The organism is Mycoplasmopsis arginini, from assembly GCF_900660725.1.
Taxonomy (GTDB): domain Bacteria; phylum Bacillota_I; class Bacilli_A; order Mycoplasmatales; family Metamycoplasmataceae; genus Metamycoplasma; species Metamycoplasma arginini.
On the sequence record NZ_LR215044.1, the window covers coordinates 562,791 to 578,838 of the forward strand.

Sequence of the window (16,048 nt, forward strand, 5' to 3'; positions counted from 1 at the left end):
TTTTTATATATTTCTTATAATTCTGGCGCTTGTAAATGAATGTTGTTTAAAGTTTGGTCGTTTCCATTATTTGTTTTATTTTTATTTAAATTACGTAGCGCTAAACCACCGGCAACAATTGAAATAATTGATGTTATAAATATACCTAGAATATATAAAATACCAATAACAGTATTTTTTCTATTAAAAGCGCTTACTGCTCCTAAGATATTGATAACAAGAGTAGCAATTCCTAATAAAAATATGATTGTGGATAATCCTATATAACGGGTAACAAGTCGAATTATATATTTTTCATCTACTGAGCTAGAACTATGTGAATAAGAAACGATTTTATTAAATAGTAAAAATAAATAAATAGTTGAAACTAATAATAAAATACTATTTAAAACTATAGCACTAATGTGAATTGATTTTGGAGTCTTTTTCATTTTTTTCCTTCTTAAATCTATATAAATTCTTACAATATAATTTTATAATTAATTTTTAAATTAAGCGTTTTTTTAAACATAAACATGTAGTAATTAACATTTTTTGGTTTTTTTCTAAAATTTAAACAAAAAAATAAAATTAGCACTCTTTTTAACAAAGTGCTAATAATTGTGGTAAAATTAATCTGTAAATTATTAAAAGTACAAAATAGTTTAAAATTAAAAAACTTACCTTATATTTAAAAAGGAGAAATTATGACAAAAGAAATTATTTTAGGAATAGACCTTGGAACAACAAACTCTGTTGTTTCAATTATTGAAAACGGAAATCCAAAAGTATTAGAAAATCCTAATGGAAAAAGAACCACACCTTCAGTTGTTGCATTTAAAAATGGAGAAACAATTGTTGGTGAAAGCGCAAAAAGACAATTAGAAACCAACCCAGATAGTATTGCATCTATTAAAAGATTAATGGGGTCTGCAAGCACCGTAAAAGCTAATCAAAAAGATTACAAACCTGAAGAAATTAGTGCCTTAATTCTTTCATATATGAAAGACTATGCACAAAAGAAAATTGGTAGTACAGTTAAAAAGGCTGTTATTACAGTGCCTGCATATTTTGATAATGCACAACGTGAAGCAACAAAAAATGCTGGAATTATTGCTGGTCTAGATGTTGTTAGAATTATTAACGAGCCGACAGCAGCAGCTTTAGCATTTGGACTTGATAAATCTAAAGATGAAAACCATAAAATATTAGTATTTGACCTAGGTGGCGGTACATTTGACGTTTCTATTTTAGAAATGGAAAACGGAACATTTGAAGTTCTATCTACTTCAGGAGATAACCATTTAGGTGGTGATGACTGAGACCATAAAATTGTAGATTGATTAATAAAAGAAATTAATAGTAAATATGGATACAATCCAAAAAATGACAAAATGGCTATGGCAAGATTAAAAGAAGAAGCTGAGAGAGCAAAAATTTCTTTATCTGAATCATTGGTAGCAAATATTTCATTACCTTTCTTAGCGATGAATGAAAATGGTCCAATTAACGTTGAATTAGAATTAAAAAGATCAGAGTTTGAAGCAATGACATCTGATTTATTAGAAAAAACTAAAAAACCTTTATTAGACGCTTTACAACAAGCAAAATTAAATTGAAACGATATTACAGAAGTTTTACTAGTTGGTGGTTCAACAAGAATGCCAGCTGTTCAAAAAACAGTTTCTGAAATTACTGGTAAGAAACCAAATAATTCGATTAATCCAGATGAAGTTGTCAGTGTTGGGGCTGCTATTCAAGGCGCGGTTCTTGCCGGAGATATCCAAGATGTTTTATTATTAGATGTTACTCCATTAACTTTAGGTATTGTTGTTGAAGGAGATATCGTAGCACCATTAATTCCTAGAAACACAACAATTCCTGTAACAAGAAGCCAAATTTTCTCAACAGCCGCCGATAATCAAACCTCAGTATCAATCGTAGTTACTCAAGGTGAAAGACAAATGGCCCAAGATAACAAGTTTTTAGGAAGATTTGATTTAAGTGGAATTACCCCTGCACCAAGAGGAGTTCCTCAAATTGAAGTAAGTTTTTCTATCGATGTTAATGGTATAACAAAAGTTACAGCAAAAGATAAAAGCACTAACCAAGAACAAAGTATTACAATCCAAAATACATCTTCATTATCAAAAGAAGATGTTGAAAAAATGGTTCAAGAAGCTGAATTAAATAGAGAAGCCGACAAAAAGAAACGTCGTGAAATTGAATTAACTGTAAGAGCTGAACAAGTTATTCATCAAATCGACAAAGCTTCAGAATCTGAAGAAGCTAAAAAAATAAATCCTGAACAACTTTCTGAAGTAACAAAAGTAAAAGAAGAAATTCAAAAATTATTAAATGATAAAGATTTTGATAATTTAGAAAAGAAATTAAATGAATTCGAACAAAAATTAGCACAAGCAATGGAATTTATGAAAAAGCAACAAGGTTCTAGTGCTCCACAAACAGAAGAAAATAATAACGAAACAAATTAATAAAGTAAAAAATGGTTTACTGCGGTAGCCATTTTTTTTATTAATTTTTCAAAATAAATACATTAAAAATAAAATTATAATATAAAAAAAAATGATGATTTTTTAAATTTGTTGTATAATTTTGATATCAATTTATGAAAGGTTTAAAATATGAAAACATCAGCATTTAAGTACTCAAAATTTGCTTTTAATACTGTTTTTAAGAAGAAAAGTTCAATTATTATCCCTACGATAACACTAATTGTGTCGTTTGTATTGGGTTTAGTTTTTAAATTTGCTATAAGTGAAAAGTATTTAACATTATCATCTTATTTATTTGTCTTTGCTTTACTTATAACAACTGTTTTATTTTCTTCGATAAAAGCATTAAATATTTTTAAAGATTTTGAGCAAGAGGGATTAGAGCTTGTCAGCCTGGCAAAACCTATTTCCCGTAATAGTTTAGTTTGAGGAAAATTACTATCTTTAATATATTTTGGTTTAATGTGATCGATAGTTTTATTTATCTCAGCTTTATTATCAACTTACGCTTTATATGTAGGTTCTAACTTATTTATATATTCTCTTCTATTTTTTATAGTGGGATTATCAACTTATTTATTAATTGGTTTAATAACAGCTTTAATTAGTTATAAATTAAATCAAAAAATTGCTATAACTTTACCATTAGTATTCTTTATTCCATTGGCTTTAGGTGGATCTTTGCTATCTTCTAATGCAACAACCAATGTTAACAACGCTGCTTATTTTATTAATAAAAAATATCCTTATCATTTTTCTGGCAATGAAGCTAATGTTGAACCATTTTTTATTAATAATTCAAAGGATGAACTACTGTTAATTCCAAACGGATCACAAAATAAAACATTTACAGATAAACAAATTGAATATTTACATGAAGTAATGAATATTGCTAACAAATCTTCAAATGAATGACAAATATATTCTTGACTTTCAATGCCCTATCAATTACTTGACATTTTTAACTTTAAAAATCAAAACGTTTTTGAATCAATCAGTAAAAACAAGTTTTCAAATCAAGATAATTACATTTATTACAAAAATTTAGATAGTATTTTATTTAAATATAAACTAGACCAAAATGTTCAACAAAAGAAATATATTGTTTCAAATAAAGATGGAGAATCAGAAAAATATATTGTTTCAGGTTTATTGAAATCTCATTCAATAATTCCAAATAGTATAAATACTGAAATTATTTATGCTCGTGAGGGCGCTTCAAATATTGATGTTTCTTTTCCAGAAGATGATTCACAATTTTCAGCTGAAAATAATTTAGTTGGTAAATTAAAATGACAATATGTTGCAGAAGTTTTACAAGATAAATCGTTTAATTTTATCGCTAAAAAATTTGTGGATAATTTTATAAAAGATAAAAAATCAACTGAAACTATTGAATTAAATAAAGAATTATTAAACGCTATTTCTGTTTATGTAAATAACTTAGATAGTGATATTAATCAATATTCAAATTCAAATTTAACTCTATTTAATGAACATGCTATTAAAGAAAAGAAATTGCAATCTGAAATCGAAAGAAAAATTTATTTTTCAACAGCTTTATTAAACTTTATTTACTTTAATTACCACAACACAGAAATATATGAAGCAATGATTAAGAATCCTAAAAAGTCGAATTCTTACGGAGATACACGATTTGAAGTTCAAATTGCTGGTTATAAATACTTAATAGGTGGATATGAAAACTTTGAAAAAAGACTTTTTGTAAAAGGTGGAAAAGTGCTAATTAGATACGATTTAGCAAAAAGCGATACAAATTATCTTTTCCAATCTTCTGATCAGTTATTTGCAATTAATAGAGAAAAACAAATTGTAAATAAAAATGTTTACTTCATTTTATGGGCAGTTGCTATAGGAATCTTATTTGTAGCTGTATTTGCACTATACAAGAGAAAGGATTATAAATAGTTATGAAAAATATTTTAGAAGTTATAAATCTAAAAAAGATTTTTCCAAAAACCGACCGCGGAATTAAAACTATTAATTTTTCGATTCCAGAGGGTGCTTTTCATGCCTTCATTGGGGAAAATGGAGCTGGAAAAACAACAACTATTAAAACAATAATTGGTGCATATACAAATTATGAAGGTGATATTAGAATTAATGGGATTAATATTAAAAAGGCAGAAGCCCGTGCTATTATTGGTTATGTTCCTGAGGTTGCGATTTTTCCAAAAGAATTAACTGTGTTTGAATACTTATATAATTTATCCATTTTATCTAATATTAAAAAATCTGAGGCTGAGGATTTAATTAACAAATACTTAAAATTATTTAATATTGAAAATCTTGCAAAAGATAAACCACACACCTTTTCATCAGGACAAAAGAAAAAAGTTTTATTAATTCAAGCCTTATTGAATAATCCTAAACTTTTAATTTTAGATGAGCCTGCAGCTAATCTAGATCCAACAGCAAGATTTGAATTATTTTCTTTATTACAAAAATTAAACAAAGAAGAAAAAATATCAATCCTAATTAGTTCGCACGTATTAGCAGAAATTGATAAGTATGTGGATTCAGTAACACTTATTCATAATGGTAAAATTTTATACTCTGGAATTAAAAAAGAACCTTTAGAAAAACTATTTTATGAAAAAGTTATTACTAACTAGTTTAAGTTCGCTTATTTTACCATTCTCTGCAATAAGTTGTGTTAATACAAATAACAATAATGACAGTAACTCTTCATTTGAAATAAAACAAAAAAAATACTATTATAAAAATGAATCTATAAATTCTATATTAGATTTTTATACAAAGAATAATAAAAATAAGAAGAATATTTATATTTTTCAACAAGAAAATAAATCAGATGCAAAATATAATGAATTAAAGTACGCCTTTGTTTATGATCCTATTTTTATTCAAAATAGTGTTCATAGAAATGGAGACTATAATTATCTTACAAATAAATCTAAGGATATAATTGAAAAATCTTTATCTGATGATTGATATTGAGTATTAAATAATTTATCAAGCTTTAAATATATTTTCAATCCTTATGGAGATAGATATATTGCTTTCCCAAAAGAGAAAGAATATTTTAACCAAATTAAAGAAATATTCAAATCCCTTTTTGTATCAGTTTTAGATTCAAAGCCTACAAAATTAATTAAATTTCCTTTTCAAAATATTGAAAAATTAATGAGTAAGGATGTCTATACTGAAAAAGAAGCTTGATATCTAATATTTGATAATAACAAAGCCATAAAATTGTGAAAATATATTGAGAATGAGACACCTAAGATTCAAATCTTGCCAGATTTATTAGTATTTAAAAATACAAATAATATTGAAGAGCAATTAACCGAATTAGAAAACTTAATATATCAAAAAAGATTAGCTGAATTTAATAGTGATTATGAATCAGCAAAAGAAGATGCCGAATTTGAAAATGAATCTTTTGATGAAGAAGCTTTTTTAAATAAAAGAATTGATAAAAAATACATAGAATTTCAAGGTATATACAAATATAATGGTCACTTCGTTGATGCTGTAAATGAAATAAATAAAGAAGAATTAAAAATATATAGATTTAGTATGAGGTTTATTGATGAAAAAAATTAGAAAATTAATTTTATCTTCTTCTTTAATTATGACATTGCCAATTGGAATGTCATTAGTTTCTTGCATCAATAATGAAGGAAATGAAAATTTAAAAAATAAAATTCCAAAAGATTTAGATTATGTCCCAAACATTGAAAACCCATTAGAACAAAAAACGAATAAACTAATCGAAAATTTGATTGATATTAATTTTAAACAAGATAATGTTGAAAAAGTTAACTTTTTAAACTCACAAAAAGACGAAGAGGCTTTATTAAATAAAGCAAAAGAACTAAGTAATAATTATCTAAAAGATAAGAATGAAGAAAACCTGAAATTATTAAATGATTTTTATTCGGATAATTGACTTTTTGTAATAAAAAATATTAAGAAATTTAATTGAACCTTTTTAAAATGATGAACTTTTCCTGATTTAGGTCAAGTAAAACATTCAGATGAATTTTTTAGACAATTAAACAAACAAGATGAACCTGATGATTTAATTTTCTTTGATAATAACTGAGATCAACTAAAAGAAGGAGATGAATCTCCAGAATCTCCAAATTACGTTTTTTACTTTAAAAAAGATAAAATGCTTTTAAGAATATTAATTCCAAAAAATAAAGATAAAGAAGGTAAGCCTACATTAAAATTTGACAGAATTATATATTTTGCAAAATCAAGAACAAATAAAGTGTCAATTAAATTGATTTCTGACGTGGTGCATAATGCAATTATTCACCACAATCAACAAGGATACGATTCTTTTGAAAAAGAAGTGATTGATAACTTTGGTTTTGCATCACTAGGAACATTAATAATTAAGGGGAAATAATGAAAAAAAAACAAAATTTTTTATTTTTAACTTCAGTTTTACCTTTTTCAATGTTGCCTATTGCAGCGGTTTCTTGCCAAAACCCGAACAATAATTTAAATGAGTCAAAACTAAGCAACATTATTCAAAATAATAATAAAGAAAATAAGTGAGATGTCTTTCTAAAATACGAATATGTAAATTCTTTATTAAATCTTGCTTTTAAAAATGATAGTGACAAAAAGGCTTTTATTGAAAAACAAAAGAACATTAGTGATAGTTATTTAACAACCGTTAAAGAATATTTACTCTACAGTAATAATGTTGTTGCTATGCATGGCTCAAATGATACTATCTCTTCAAAAAATAAAGTTATTGCATTAAAAGAATTTAGCCCTGAGCTTGACAAATTATTCAAAGAAAACTGACTATGATTCTTATTTAACCTTGATAGATTTACTTTTGCATTATACAACTCATTTGATCAATTTCAAGGAACTTTGGAATCACTAAGTCAAGATATTCAAAAGAATAGTCTAGACTTAAGTTCATTTAACAGACCTACAACGAATGAAGTTTTACAGTTTGTAGTACACGAAAACAAAACTGAAAATAATTTAGAATATGAAGTTCACTTACTAACAAAACAAGGAATTATTTTAAAGATTACAATTAACACTAATTTTAAAGATGGTAACAATCCTATTCCCGAAGAAAATCAAAAAACTGATGTTTCTATTTTTACATATTCATACATTTATCCTTCATTGTTTCAAAATGATGTAATATTGCAAAAATTTGATTTATCAAAATATGTTAGAGCTTTGACATTATGATCTACTTCTCCTTCACAAAGATGAGTTAAAATTTTATTTGATGAAGAGTATGGTGGTGCACCATTAAGATTTACGATTGTTTATGTAGATGATAAAAAAGCAGCCTAGTTGCTGCCTTTTTTATTAAATATTTTGTCACCTAATTTTATATAATCATTAACTTTGTTTTCTAATATTTCGAATGCTTTTTGGTAAATTTCTTCAGAATAAATATCGACCCCAGCTTCTTTTAAAATATTAGCTGGTCAATCTTTATCACCTGCAGATAAAAATTTATCTACATATTCTTTAAGCGCTTTTTGTCCATCTTTTTTATATTTTTGGAAGAACACATTTGCAACAATATAACCTAATGCATATTTGTAAACATAGAAATAGTAATAAAAATGTGGCACCATTACAGAATAAACGTTCATAGCATCGCCTTCTTTTAAAGTTATATCTGACATATTATACTTTTCTGAAACTTCAACATAAAGTTTTTCAATCGCTTCATATGAATTAAGAGGTTCATTCTTATCTATTCTATTATATAGTTCGAATTCAAAATTAGATCATTGTGTTTGTCTTAGAACTGTGCCAATAAAATCGCCGATACTTTCGCTAATTAAAAAGAATTTTTCTTCATCGCTTTTTGCTTTAGAAATTAAATAATCATTTAATAATAATTCATTAAAGATTGAAGCGATTTCAGCTAAGAAAATTGGGTATTGACTTCTAAAAATTGATTGATTTTTATCTGAAAAATAAGAGTGCATCGAATGTCCCATTTCATGGCATAGCGTATTTACAGAATTGATTGTGTTATCCCAATTCATTAAAATATAAATTTTTCTTAAACCATAAGATTCGCCTATAGAATAAGCACCAGATCTTTTTGAGGGAACATTTACATAATCTATTCATCTTTCCTTAATCGCTTTGTCAACAATTTCAGGATATTCATATGGCATTATTGAAGTTATTTCTTTCAATATCTTCTGACCTTCTTCAATTGAATAACTATTTTTTACTTTTACAAGATCAACAGCACCATCTCATAATTCCATTTTCTTATTAAATTTTTGTTCAAAAAAGACTTTACGTGCTTGATAATATTTTTTAAAAATATCAATATTTTTTGAAACATTCTTGTATATTATTTCTAAAAGTTTTCTATCAATATGATCAGCTGAGAGGATTGAATCTAATGATGATTCGTATTTCCGTTGTAAAGCATTAACCGATATTCCTTTAATGTGTTGATACAACATTTTTGCTAGGCTTTGTTTATGTTTTAAGAAAGCATTGCTATAATTAAAATAAGTTTCTTTTCTTACTCTTTCATCCTTGTGTTTCATTAATGCAGGTCTTGTACCTTCAGTAATTTCGTATTTCTTGCCTCATTTATCACGAGCAAATCCATATGATATTTCACTATCTGTTAAAACTCCAAATAATTCCTCAACGTCGGGATTTCCATGAGCAGTTTCTGTTAAATATTGTTCTACTTTATCATCAAGTTTATGCTCTAAATCAAAAAGTGTTGATTCCAAATCTTTTTTTACTTCTTTTAATTCTGGTTTATCTAATCAACTTTTAATCTTGTCTTTATGTTGGGCAATTCTATTAATCTCTGAACCGAATTTTTTACTATATTCAGATTTGGTTGCTTCAAATTCAGAAATTAATTTATTAACTTCAAAATTAACCACATTGGTATTCAATTTATTAGATAAATAATTTTCAATTTTATTTGAAAGTAAAATTATTTTCTCATCAAGTTTGAAAGAATCAACAAAGTCTTCAAAAGATTCGTATTTAGAATCTTTAATTTCAATTTGCTTATCAAGTAATTCAAAATATTCATTTTTGAGTTCATCAAAAGTTTTATTTCCTAAAATATCTTCTAAATCAAAACGGTATTTTTCTTCAATATCTTCATATTTATCGTATTTTTTCATATTTTCTCCTTTTTCAATTATTTTAAAATTATTTAAACTAAGATATAAAAAATAAGTTCAAATTGAACTTATTCAATATCATTTTTATCCACAAAAATTAAGCTCTCAATATCACAATTTAATCTTTCTCTTGCATTAAATCCATCCAGTTCCATTAAAACAATAATTTTTAAAATTTCAACACCTTGTTCTCTCAAAAGTTTAATTATTGCTTCTAGTGTTCCGCCGGTAGCTAAAACGTCGTCAATAATAACTGCTTTTTGCCCAGGCTTTACTAAACCTTTTTGTATTTCTAAAATTGAACGACCATACTCTAATCCATAAGCACAACTAATAACTTCTCCAGGTAGTTTGCCCTTCTTACGAACCATAATAAATGGTTTTGCTAGTTTTGCCGCAACAGGAGTTCCAAATAAAAATCCCCTTGCGTCAGGGCCGACAATTATGTCAGCTTCACTAGCTAAATCTGACATTTTGTTAATTGTGTAGTTTAATGCTTCTCCATTTGCTAATAAAAGTGAAATGTCTTTAAACTTAACACCAGGTTCAGGAAAATTTTCAACTGTTCTAATATATTTTTTTAATTCCATAACTTAATTATTATATTACAAATTTACTTATAAAATAAGTAATTTATGAAACGTTTAAAACTTAAAAAAATGACAATAATTAAAATTTTTGTAGAAAAAATACCTTATTTTAAATAAAAAACGTTGTTTTTATCAGTTTATTATCTCCTTAAAGTCTTTAGATACAAAAGTGCTATAATTTTTAATTATGAATAAAAATTACGTATATATTGATTTTGAAGCAATATCTGATCCGTTTGCAAGAGTGTTAGCTATTCCTGTTAATACTCCTTTTGCATATACAGTTGGTGCTCTCAATCAGAATAATAAATTTGAAACTAGAACTTTTATTATTGACTTTCTAAAGACTAATTCAATTAAGTCTATATGATCAACATTAAAACAAAAAATAATAAAACACATATACGAAATCAATTCTAAACTTAATATAGAAGAAGTAGTTTTTATTGGTCATAATCCCACTTTAGAAAAACAAATTTTAATTAAATTATTTCCTAAAAATGCTGTTCAATCTTTACTTGATCCATCTTGTCCTGTTTTATCTTTATCAAAATTAACTGGTCCTAAATTTACTGAAGAATACTTTCCAAATATTAAGAAAGCTATCGAAGAATCAAATGTTACAACCTTAAAAAAATGAACAGACGGACGTAATGGTTCTATTGCAGCCTTTACCGGTTTTTGATTGTATGTTAATGCAATACCACGTTTAAGAGCTAATGATAAAAGAAAGAAATTTATTTTAAAGCTTAATAAAAATTTAGTAATTAAAGAATTACGTAGATATTCTGGTGACGATGTTAACAAAATGCTTTTTTTAGCATCAGATCCCGATCAAACAAACACTTTAATTAAAAAATACCTTTACAAAAAAGATTTATTAAAATTAATTAAAAATATCGATTTTGATGAAAATTTAACTATTAAAGAAATTAAAGAGAAAATATGAACACTTTAATTTTTTTTGATTAATGAAAGGAGACAGTATGTCAGCAAGTGTTTCACAAAAAGAAAAAAAACATTACTTTAAACGTCTGCTTCCGCAATCTAAATTTGATTGAAAATTATATTTTGCCAAAACTTGGCCAATTATCATTGGCGAAATTTTATTTTGCCTAAATGGTTTTCTTGATAATTTTATGGTTAGCCATATTCCTTCTGGAATTGATGCTTTAACATATGCAAATACATATACTGGTATTATATATACTATTTTCTTTGCAATTCAAGGAGTTGCTGGAATGTTTGTTGGGCAATATTATGGTAAAAAAGATTTTGACAAAGTAAAACAGATTATGAACTTTAGAATTTGAATGTATTTAGCTATTACAATTTTATTTTCTATCGTTTGTTGAAGTCAACCCGACGCTATGATTAGATTAATAGGCGGAACAAAAATAAATCGATCAGCAATTAATGAAGCAAGAATGTATTTGATGTTAATTTGTGTTTCATGAATTATAACCTCATTTAACTTTAATACAAATATGCAATTAAATGAAACTGGTCATTCGAATTTAGCTTTCATTTCAGCTTGTTTAACATTATTAAGCAACGCCACAATTAATGCCGTTTTACTTTATGGTTTTAGAGGTAATGCATATTATGCTGCTTTTGGATCAATAGTAAGTGCTTTAGTTTGTTTAGCATCAGACTCATTATTAACATATTATAAAGATCGCCCTATTTTCATTAATATTTTTAAGATTTATTATATTACAAGACCAATAGCAATTCAAATTGTCAGAAGATTCCCAGCAATGCTTATTACAATAGCAGCAATGATAACATTACCAATTAGAATGATTATTTGAGCTAGAGCCTTTCCGGATGATTTAATAAAAGGATCGGGAATCGGTGAAAAATGAATGGGAATTAATGCTGTAACAATATTGGGATTAGTTGAAAGTTTAGCATCAATTACTTCTGCAATTACTTCTGCTTGTTCATCTAACGTTTCGTATTTTGTAGCTGGTAATTTAGGCAAGAATAATTTTGATGAAGCTAAAAAACATGGTTATGCTTTAAGAGGATTCCATACAATAGCTGGTTTTGGAATGTCTTTATTAATGGTAGGTGTTATTTTTGGGATAGCGTATTCTCCTGCAACTTCAAAAGGAACGCAAGAAGCTGTTAAAAATAATATTGAAATTTATTTACATTCAGAAAATTCTGAATTATTAATAAATTCTGTATTTATGATACAAAGTAAAAGCAAAGTAATTAACCAAAAAATAATTAATAATGCAAGAGACGCATTTAATTTAATAAATAGTGGAAATTCACACTTTAGTTCAGATCAAATTAAAACGTTTTTTGAAAATAAAGATGTCCAAATTTGATTAAATGCAATGAAAACACAAGTTGGAGCAACATTTACAAGAACCTTTTTACTTTCTTGCTTAACATTTTTAATGATAAACCCAATATGATGTTGATTCTATACTGCTGCAGCATTACCTGGGGCGGGTGGAAGAAATCTAGTTGGATCTATTACTATGCTGGCTGCTCATTCATTATCATTTATATGATTAAATATATTAACTTTTGCAATCATTATTCCATCAAGACAAGAAGGTCAATCTTCAATGAGTTTAGAATTAGCTTACTTTTTATTCTTTTCAATAGATTTTATTAGATGAGGAATTTTTGAAATTGTTGCTGCAAAAGTTAATTGACAAAGAAATATAACTGAAGAATTAAACAAAAACAAGGCAATTGCTTAAATTGTCTTGTTTTTTTATATTACATTTCAAATGATAATTCTAATACAAATTTTATTTTTTCAATTATTCCATCATTTGTTGTTGCAAAAGCCTTGAAAATAAAATTTTGTCCAACAATTTCTTTGTTTTGTATTTCATCTTTAAAATACTTATGAACCTGAAAGAAAAATTCCTTAATTTCAAATCCAGTAACATCTTTTTTAGATTCAATAAAATAAGTTTGATCTTCTTTAGTAAAGAAATATGAAAGAGCTATTTTTAAACTAGTTAATTGCTGAATAAAATATTTAAAAGTAATACCATGTTTTGTTTGCTCATTAAATTTATCAATACTATTATGAAGTTGAAGTTGCACAATTTCTTTATCTGTACTATTCAAATCTAAATCCATTGCGTAAGAATTATTTTTATTGAAAAAATTATCTAGATTATAACCTGTTTTATAAAAAGAATAATTTGCTAGCAAATGAATTCCAAAATTGCTTTCTTGTTTTTTTATTTTTACTTGCTTTTCCAAATCAAAAAAGTCTTTTGCTAATATTTCTTTTTCTAAAGTAAAAACAGTTTTAGTTTTATTGTCCGGTGTGGTTTGTTTTGTGACATTAATGTCTTTTTTGTCATCGTAAATATATTTAATATTTCTAGTTTGATTAGTTGAATAAAAAATTGATATTCCCGAAATTGCCGCAATCGAAATAATAAGACCTGAATACATCAATATTGATGTAAAAATTCGCTTACGATTCTTTTTGGGTTTTATTTCTTCGTTTTCATTTAATAATTCTTCGTTTATTTTTTTGTCTTTTTTCATAAATGCTCTTTTACTTATTTTTTACTATTATATTGTTCAACTAATATTTGTTTTATTCTTTTAGCTAATTTTTTAGCCCGATCATTATCATTATTTAAAACTTTGTTATATAAATATTCTGTAAATAAAGCTATTAATTTATATTTATAAAAATCTTGTGGCTTATTCATACCATATGTTTTTCAAAATAAATCTTCAGTAAAATTTGCGACGTGAAAGTTTTCAAACATTAATGCTATATCTAAAAATCTTGAACTCCTATAAGCAACAGATCAATCGATTAAATAAATGTTTTGGTTATCCCCTCATAAAATGCTATCTAAATTTAGGTTATTATGGCAATTTGCATCTATCTTTATATTTTTAATTCACTCAATAATTTGTTCAATAAAATCATTATCTCCTATTTCAAGGAATAAATCTTTCTTATTAATGTTATCTAAATATCAAAAAACTTTTTCGTCAAGAATATAATCAGGAAATGTTACATCGGAATCGTGATATGTTCGCATTATTTTGGCAAGAATTTTAATAGTTCTTGTATTTAGTTCAAAATTATCTTTTCTTGTTAATCATCTTCAAATAATTTTATTTTCATCTTCATAAATGAAAGTGGGTACAAAATAAAAATGTTCAATTTTATTAATTTTTAAACGGTTATCAAACTGATTATGTTGTTTGTGAACTATAAATTTATTATGTTTTGTTGATGTTTTAGTTTTGTACACATTTAGTAGTTCGTGAGCTTTATCTTTATTAATTGTTAAATTGCGATAATCTTTTTTGTATTCTGCTTCTCTAAAAGTATTAACTAAATACATATAGTCATCAAACTTTTCTTCATTTAGATTAAAAAAATCAATAATTATTTTTTTGCTGATTCCAATATTAATATGCAATAAGACTAAGTCAAAATAAGGAGAATTTAAACTAACATTATCAAAATCAACTAATTTAACAAAACCGTATTTATTTACAATAATATTATGTTTCTGAATATCATTATGACTTAAAACTAGTTCATCATCTTTATACTTGTGTAATAATTCGTGATATTTTTTATCAGATATTTTAAACTTGTTTCAGTTAAATTTCTTAATATCGACATTAAAAAATTGAAAATTTTTCACACAATTTAAAATTGAATAAATAATTTCATTTGTTAACTTTAATTGAAATAAATCTACTCCAGGAAATCATTTCTTAATAAATATTCCGTCTTTAACAAATAAATAGTCCTTAAAATTTTTGATTACAATATACTCGTTTTCAAATTCTCAAACAAATTTGCTTTTAGGAATTCTAATTTGCACCCAGGTTTCTTCATATTTGGCAATAAAATAAATATTATCAAACTCTTTAAAATCAAAACGAGCATGAGTTATTTTATTAGCTAATTCTTTACCAAAAGTAGATGTAATCATTTGATACATTAACTCAATTTGTTCACTATTTTGATCATCATTATAAATTTTGTTTTCTTTTAAATACATAGCATATTCTCTAATTATTAAATTTTATATTCTTCATCATATTCAGAAATAAGTTTATCAACTCTTTTTAAATATAAGGAATCATCAAAAGGAATTACTTCATGCTTATTAATTCATAAAACAATTAAAGCGTTTACTATAACTTTATGTGCTAATAAATATTTGGGTTCAAAATCATCCCCATAAGCTTCTAAAAATATTCTTTCTTGTTCTTTATTTAAATTAGATGATTCAATAAAGTAAGCTAAATCAAAATGAACATCACCCATTGTTGCATACTCTCAATCAGTAATAAAGATTTCTTTCTCGTTATTTATAAAATTAAATAATCAAAGATCATTATGTACTGGGGCTGAGTTGTCAATATTTTTCAAAAATAAATTAATCTTTTTATAATGTTTATCTAAGACTGGAATTTTACGGCCTAGTTTTGAAATTTTATCACGGTAAACTTTAAATCTTCTAGCTACTTGATTTTCTTTATAAAACTTTAATTTTGAATTATGCAAAGTAATTATTTTTTTTCCAATTTCTCTTAATTGATCGTTGGTTAATGTTTCTGGGTCTAAAATATCTCCATTAATTCATTCATTAACAACTTTTTCTTCGTCCTCATAGATAGTTTTAGGAACAAAACTAAAACAATTTAAAATTTCGTTTGGTGTTTTGTGATTAAATGAATCATAATTTTTTATTTTAATAAACTGTTTACTTTGAGAATCATGGTATGTCTTATTTGTAAAACCTTGATTTTTTACTAATTCCATTAT

14 protein-coding genes are annotated in these 16,048 nt (G+C 25.5%); 8 read left to right on the top strand and 6 right to left on the bottom strand.

Annotated features, from left to right (window positions below):
* Nucleotides 1–14: 14 nt before the first annotated feature.
* The gene (locus tag EXC38_RS02580) at nucleotides 15–431 is read right to left on the bottom strand and encodes a hypothetical protein (protein WP_129694701.1); all 417 of its coding nucleotides are present in this window, start codon (nucleotides 429–431) and stop codon (nucleotides 15–17) included.
* A 255-nt stretch (nucleotides 432–686) separates the two neighbouring features.
* Between EXC38_RS02580 and dnaK the strand changes: the two genes are divergently transcribed.
* From dnaK to EXC38_RS02610, 6 genes are all read left to right on the top strand, one after another.
* Nucleotides 687–2,474, top strand: a complete 1,788-nt coding sequence (dnaK, locus tag EXC38_RS02585) for a molecular chaperone DnaK (protein WP_129694702.1) — start codon at nucleotides 687–689, stop codon at nucleotides 2,472–2,474.
* A 150-nt stretch (nucleotides 2,475–2,624) separates the two neighbouring features.
* On the top strand, nucleotides 2,625–4,424 hold the full coding sequence (locus tag EXC38_RS02590; protein WP_129694703.1) for an ABC transporter permease: 1,800 nt from the start codon (nucleotides 2,625–2,627) through the stop codon (nucleotides 4,422–4,424).
* A gap of 2 nt (nucleotides 4,425–4,426) precedes the next feature.
* A complete protein-coding gene (locus EXC38_RS02595; RefSeq protein ID WP_129694704.1) occupies nucleotides 4,427–5,131 on the top strand; it encodes an ABC transporter ATP-binding protein in 705 nt (234 codons plus the stop codon).
* Nucleotides 5,109–6,086 carry an aromatic motif membrane protein gene (locus tag EXC38_RS02600; protein WP_129694705.1) on the top strand — a complete coding sequence of 326 codons (978 nt, stop codon included), beginning with the start codon at nucleotides 5,109–5,111 and terminating at the stop codon, nucleotides 6,084–6,086. Before EXC38_RS02595 ends, EXC38_RS02600 begins: the two co-directional genes overlap by 23 nt.
* Nucleotides 6,073–6,900, top strand: coding sequence for an aromatic motif membrane protein (locus EXC38_RS02605; RefSeq protein WP_129694706.1), 828 nt, complete (start codon nucleotides 6,073–6,075; stop codon nucleotides 6,898–6,900). The genes EXC38_RS02600 and EXC38_RS02605 overlap by 14 nt, the downstream gene beginning before the upstream one ends.
* Nucleotides 6,900–7,823, top strand: a complete 924-nt coding sequence (locus EXC38_RS02610) for an aromatic motif membrane protein (RefSeq protein ID WP_129694707.1) — start codon at nucleotides 6,900–6,902, stop codon at nucleotides 7,821–7,823. Before EXC38_RS02605 ends, EXC38_RS02610 begins: the two co-directional genes overlap by 1 nt.
* On the opposite strand, the gene pepF is transcribed toward EXC38_RS02610, so the two are convergent.
* Entirely contained in the window at nucleotides 7,820–9,658 is a 1,839-nt protein-coding gene (gene pepF, locus EXC38_RS02615; protein ID WP_129694708.1) for an oligoendopeptidase F, read from the bottom strand. The genes EXC38_RS02610 and pepF overlap by 4 nt on opposite strands.
* Nucleotides 9,659–9,726: 68 nt before the next feature.
* Complete coding sequence (locus tag EXC38_RS02620; RefSeq protein WP_004416626.1) at nucleotides 9,727–10,248, bottom strand: adenine phosphoribosyltransferase; 522 nt, start codon at nucleotides 10,246–10,248, stop codon at nucleotides 9,727–9,729.
* A 187-nt stretch (nucleotides 10,249–10,435) separates the two neighbouring features.
* Between EXC38_RS02620 and EXC38_RS02625 the strand changes: the two genes are divergently transcribed.
* Together EXC38_RS02625 and EXC38_RS02630 are read left to right on the top strand one after the other, a co-directional pair.
* Complete coding sequence (locus tag EXC38_RS02625; protein WP_129694709.1) at nucleotides 10,436–11,206, top strand: DUF2779 domain-containing protein; 771 nt, start codon at nucleotides 10,436–10,438, stop codon at nucleotides 11,204–11,206.
* Nucleotides 11,207–11,234: 28 nt separating this feature from the next.
* On the top strand, nucleotides 11,235–12,974 hold the full coding sequence (locus EXC38_RS02630) for an MATE family efflux transporter (RefSeq protein WP_004416623.1): 1,740 nt from the start codon (nucleotides 11,235–11,237) through the stop codon (nucleotides 12,972–12,974).
* 19 nt (nucleotides 12,975–12,993) lie between these two features.
* Here EXC38_RS02630 and EXC38_RS02635 read toward each other — a convergent pair whose 3' ends face one another.
* The 3 genes from EXC38_RS02635 to EXC38_RS02645 are packed head-to-tail and all read right to left on the bottom strand — an operon-like array spanning nucleotide 12,994 to nucleotide 16,048.
* The gene (locus EXC38_RS02635) at nucleotides 12,994–13,785 is read right to left on the bottom strand and encodes a hypothetical protein (RefSeq protein ID WP_129694710.1); all 792 of its coding nucleotides are present in this window, start codon (nucleotides 13,783–13,785) and stop codon (nucleotides 12,994–12,996) included.
* A gap of 14 nt (nucleotides 13,786–13,799) precedes the next feature.
* The gene (locus EXC38_RS02640) at nucleotides 13,800–15,278 is read right to left on the bottom strand and encodes a phosphotransferase family protein (protein WP_129694711.1); all 1,479 of its coding nucleotides are present in this window, start codon (nucleotides 15,276–15,278) and stop codon (nucleotides 13,800–13,802) included.
* 17 nt (nucleotides 15,279–15,295) lie between these two features.
* Entirely contained in the window at nucleotides 15,296–16,048 is a 753-nt protein-coding gene (locus tag EXC38_RS02645) for a phosphotransferase family protein (protein WP_129694712.1), read from the bottom strand.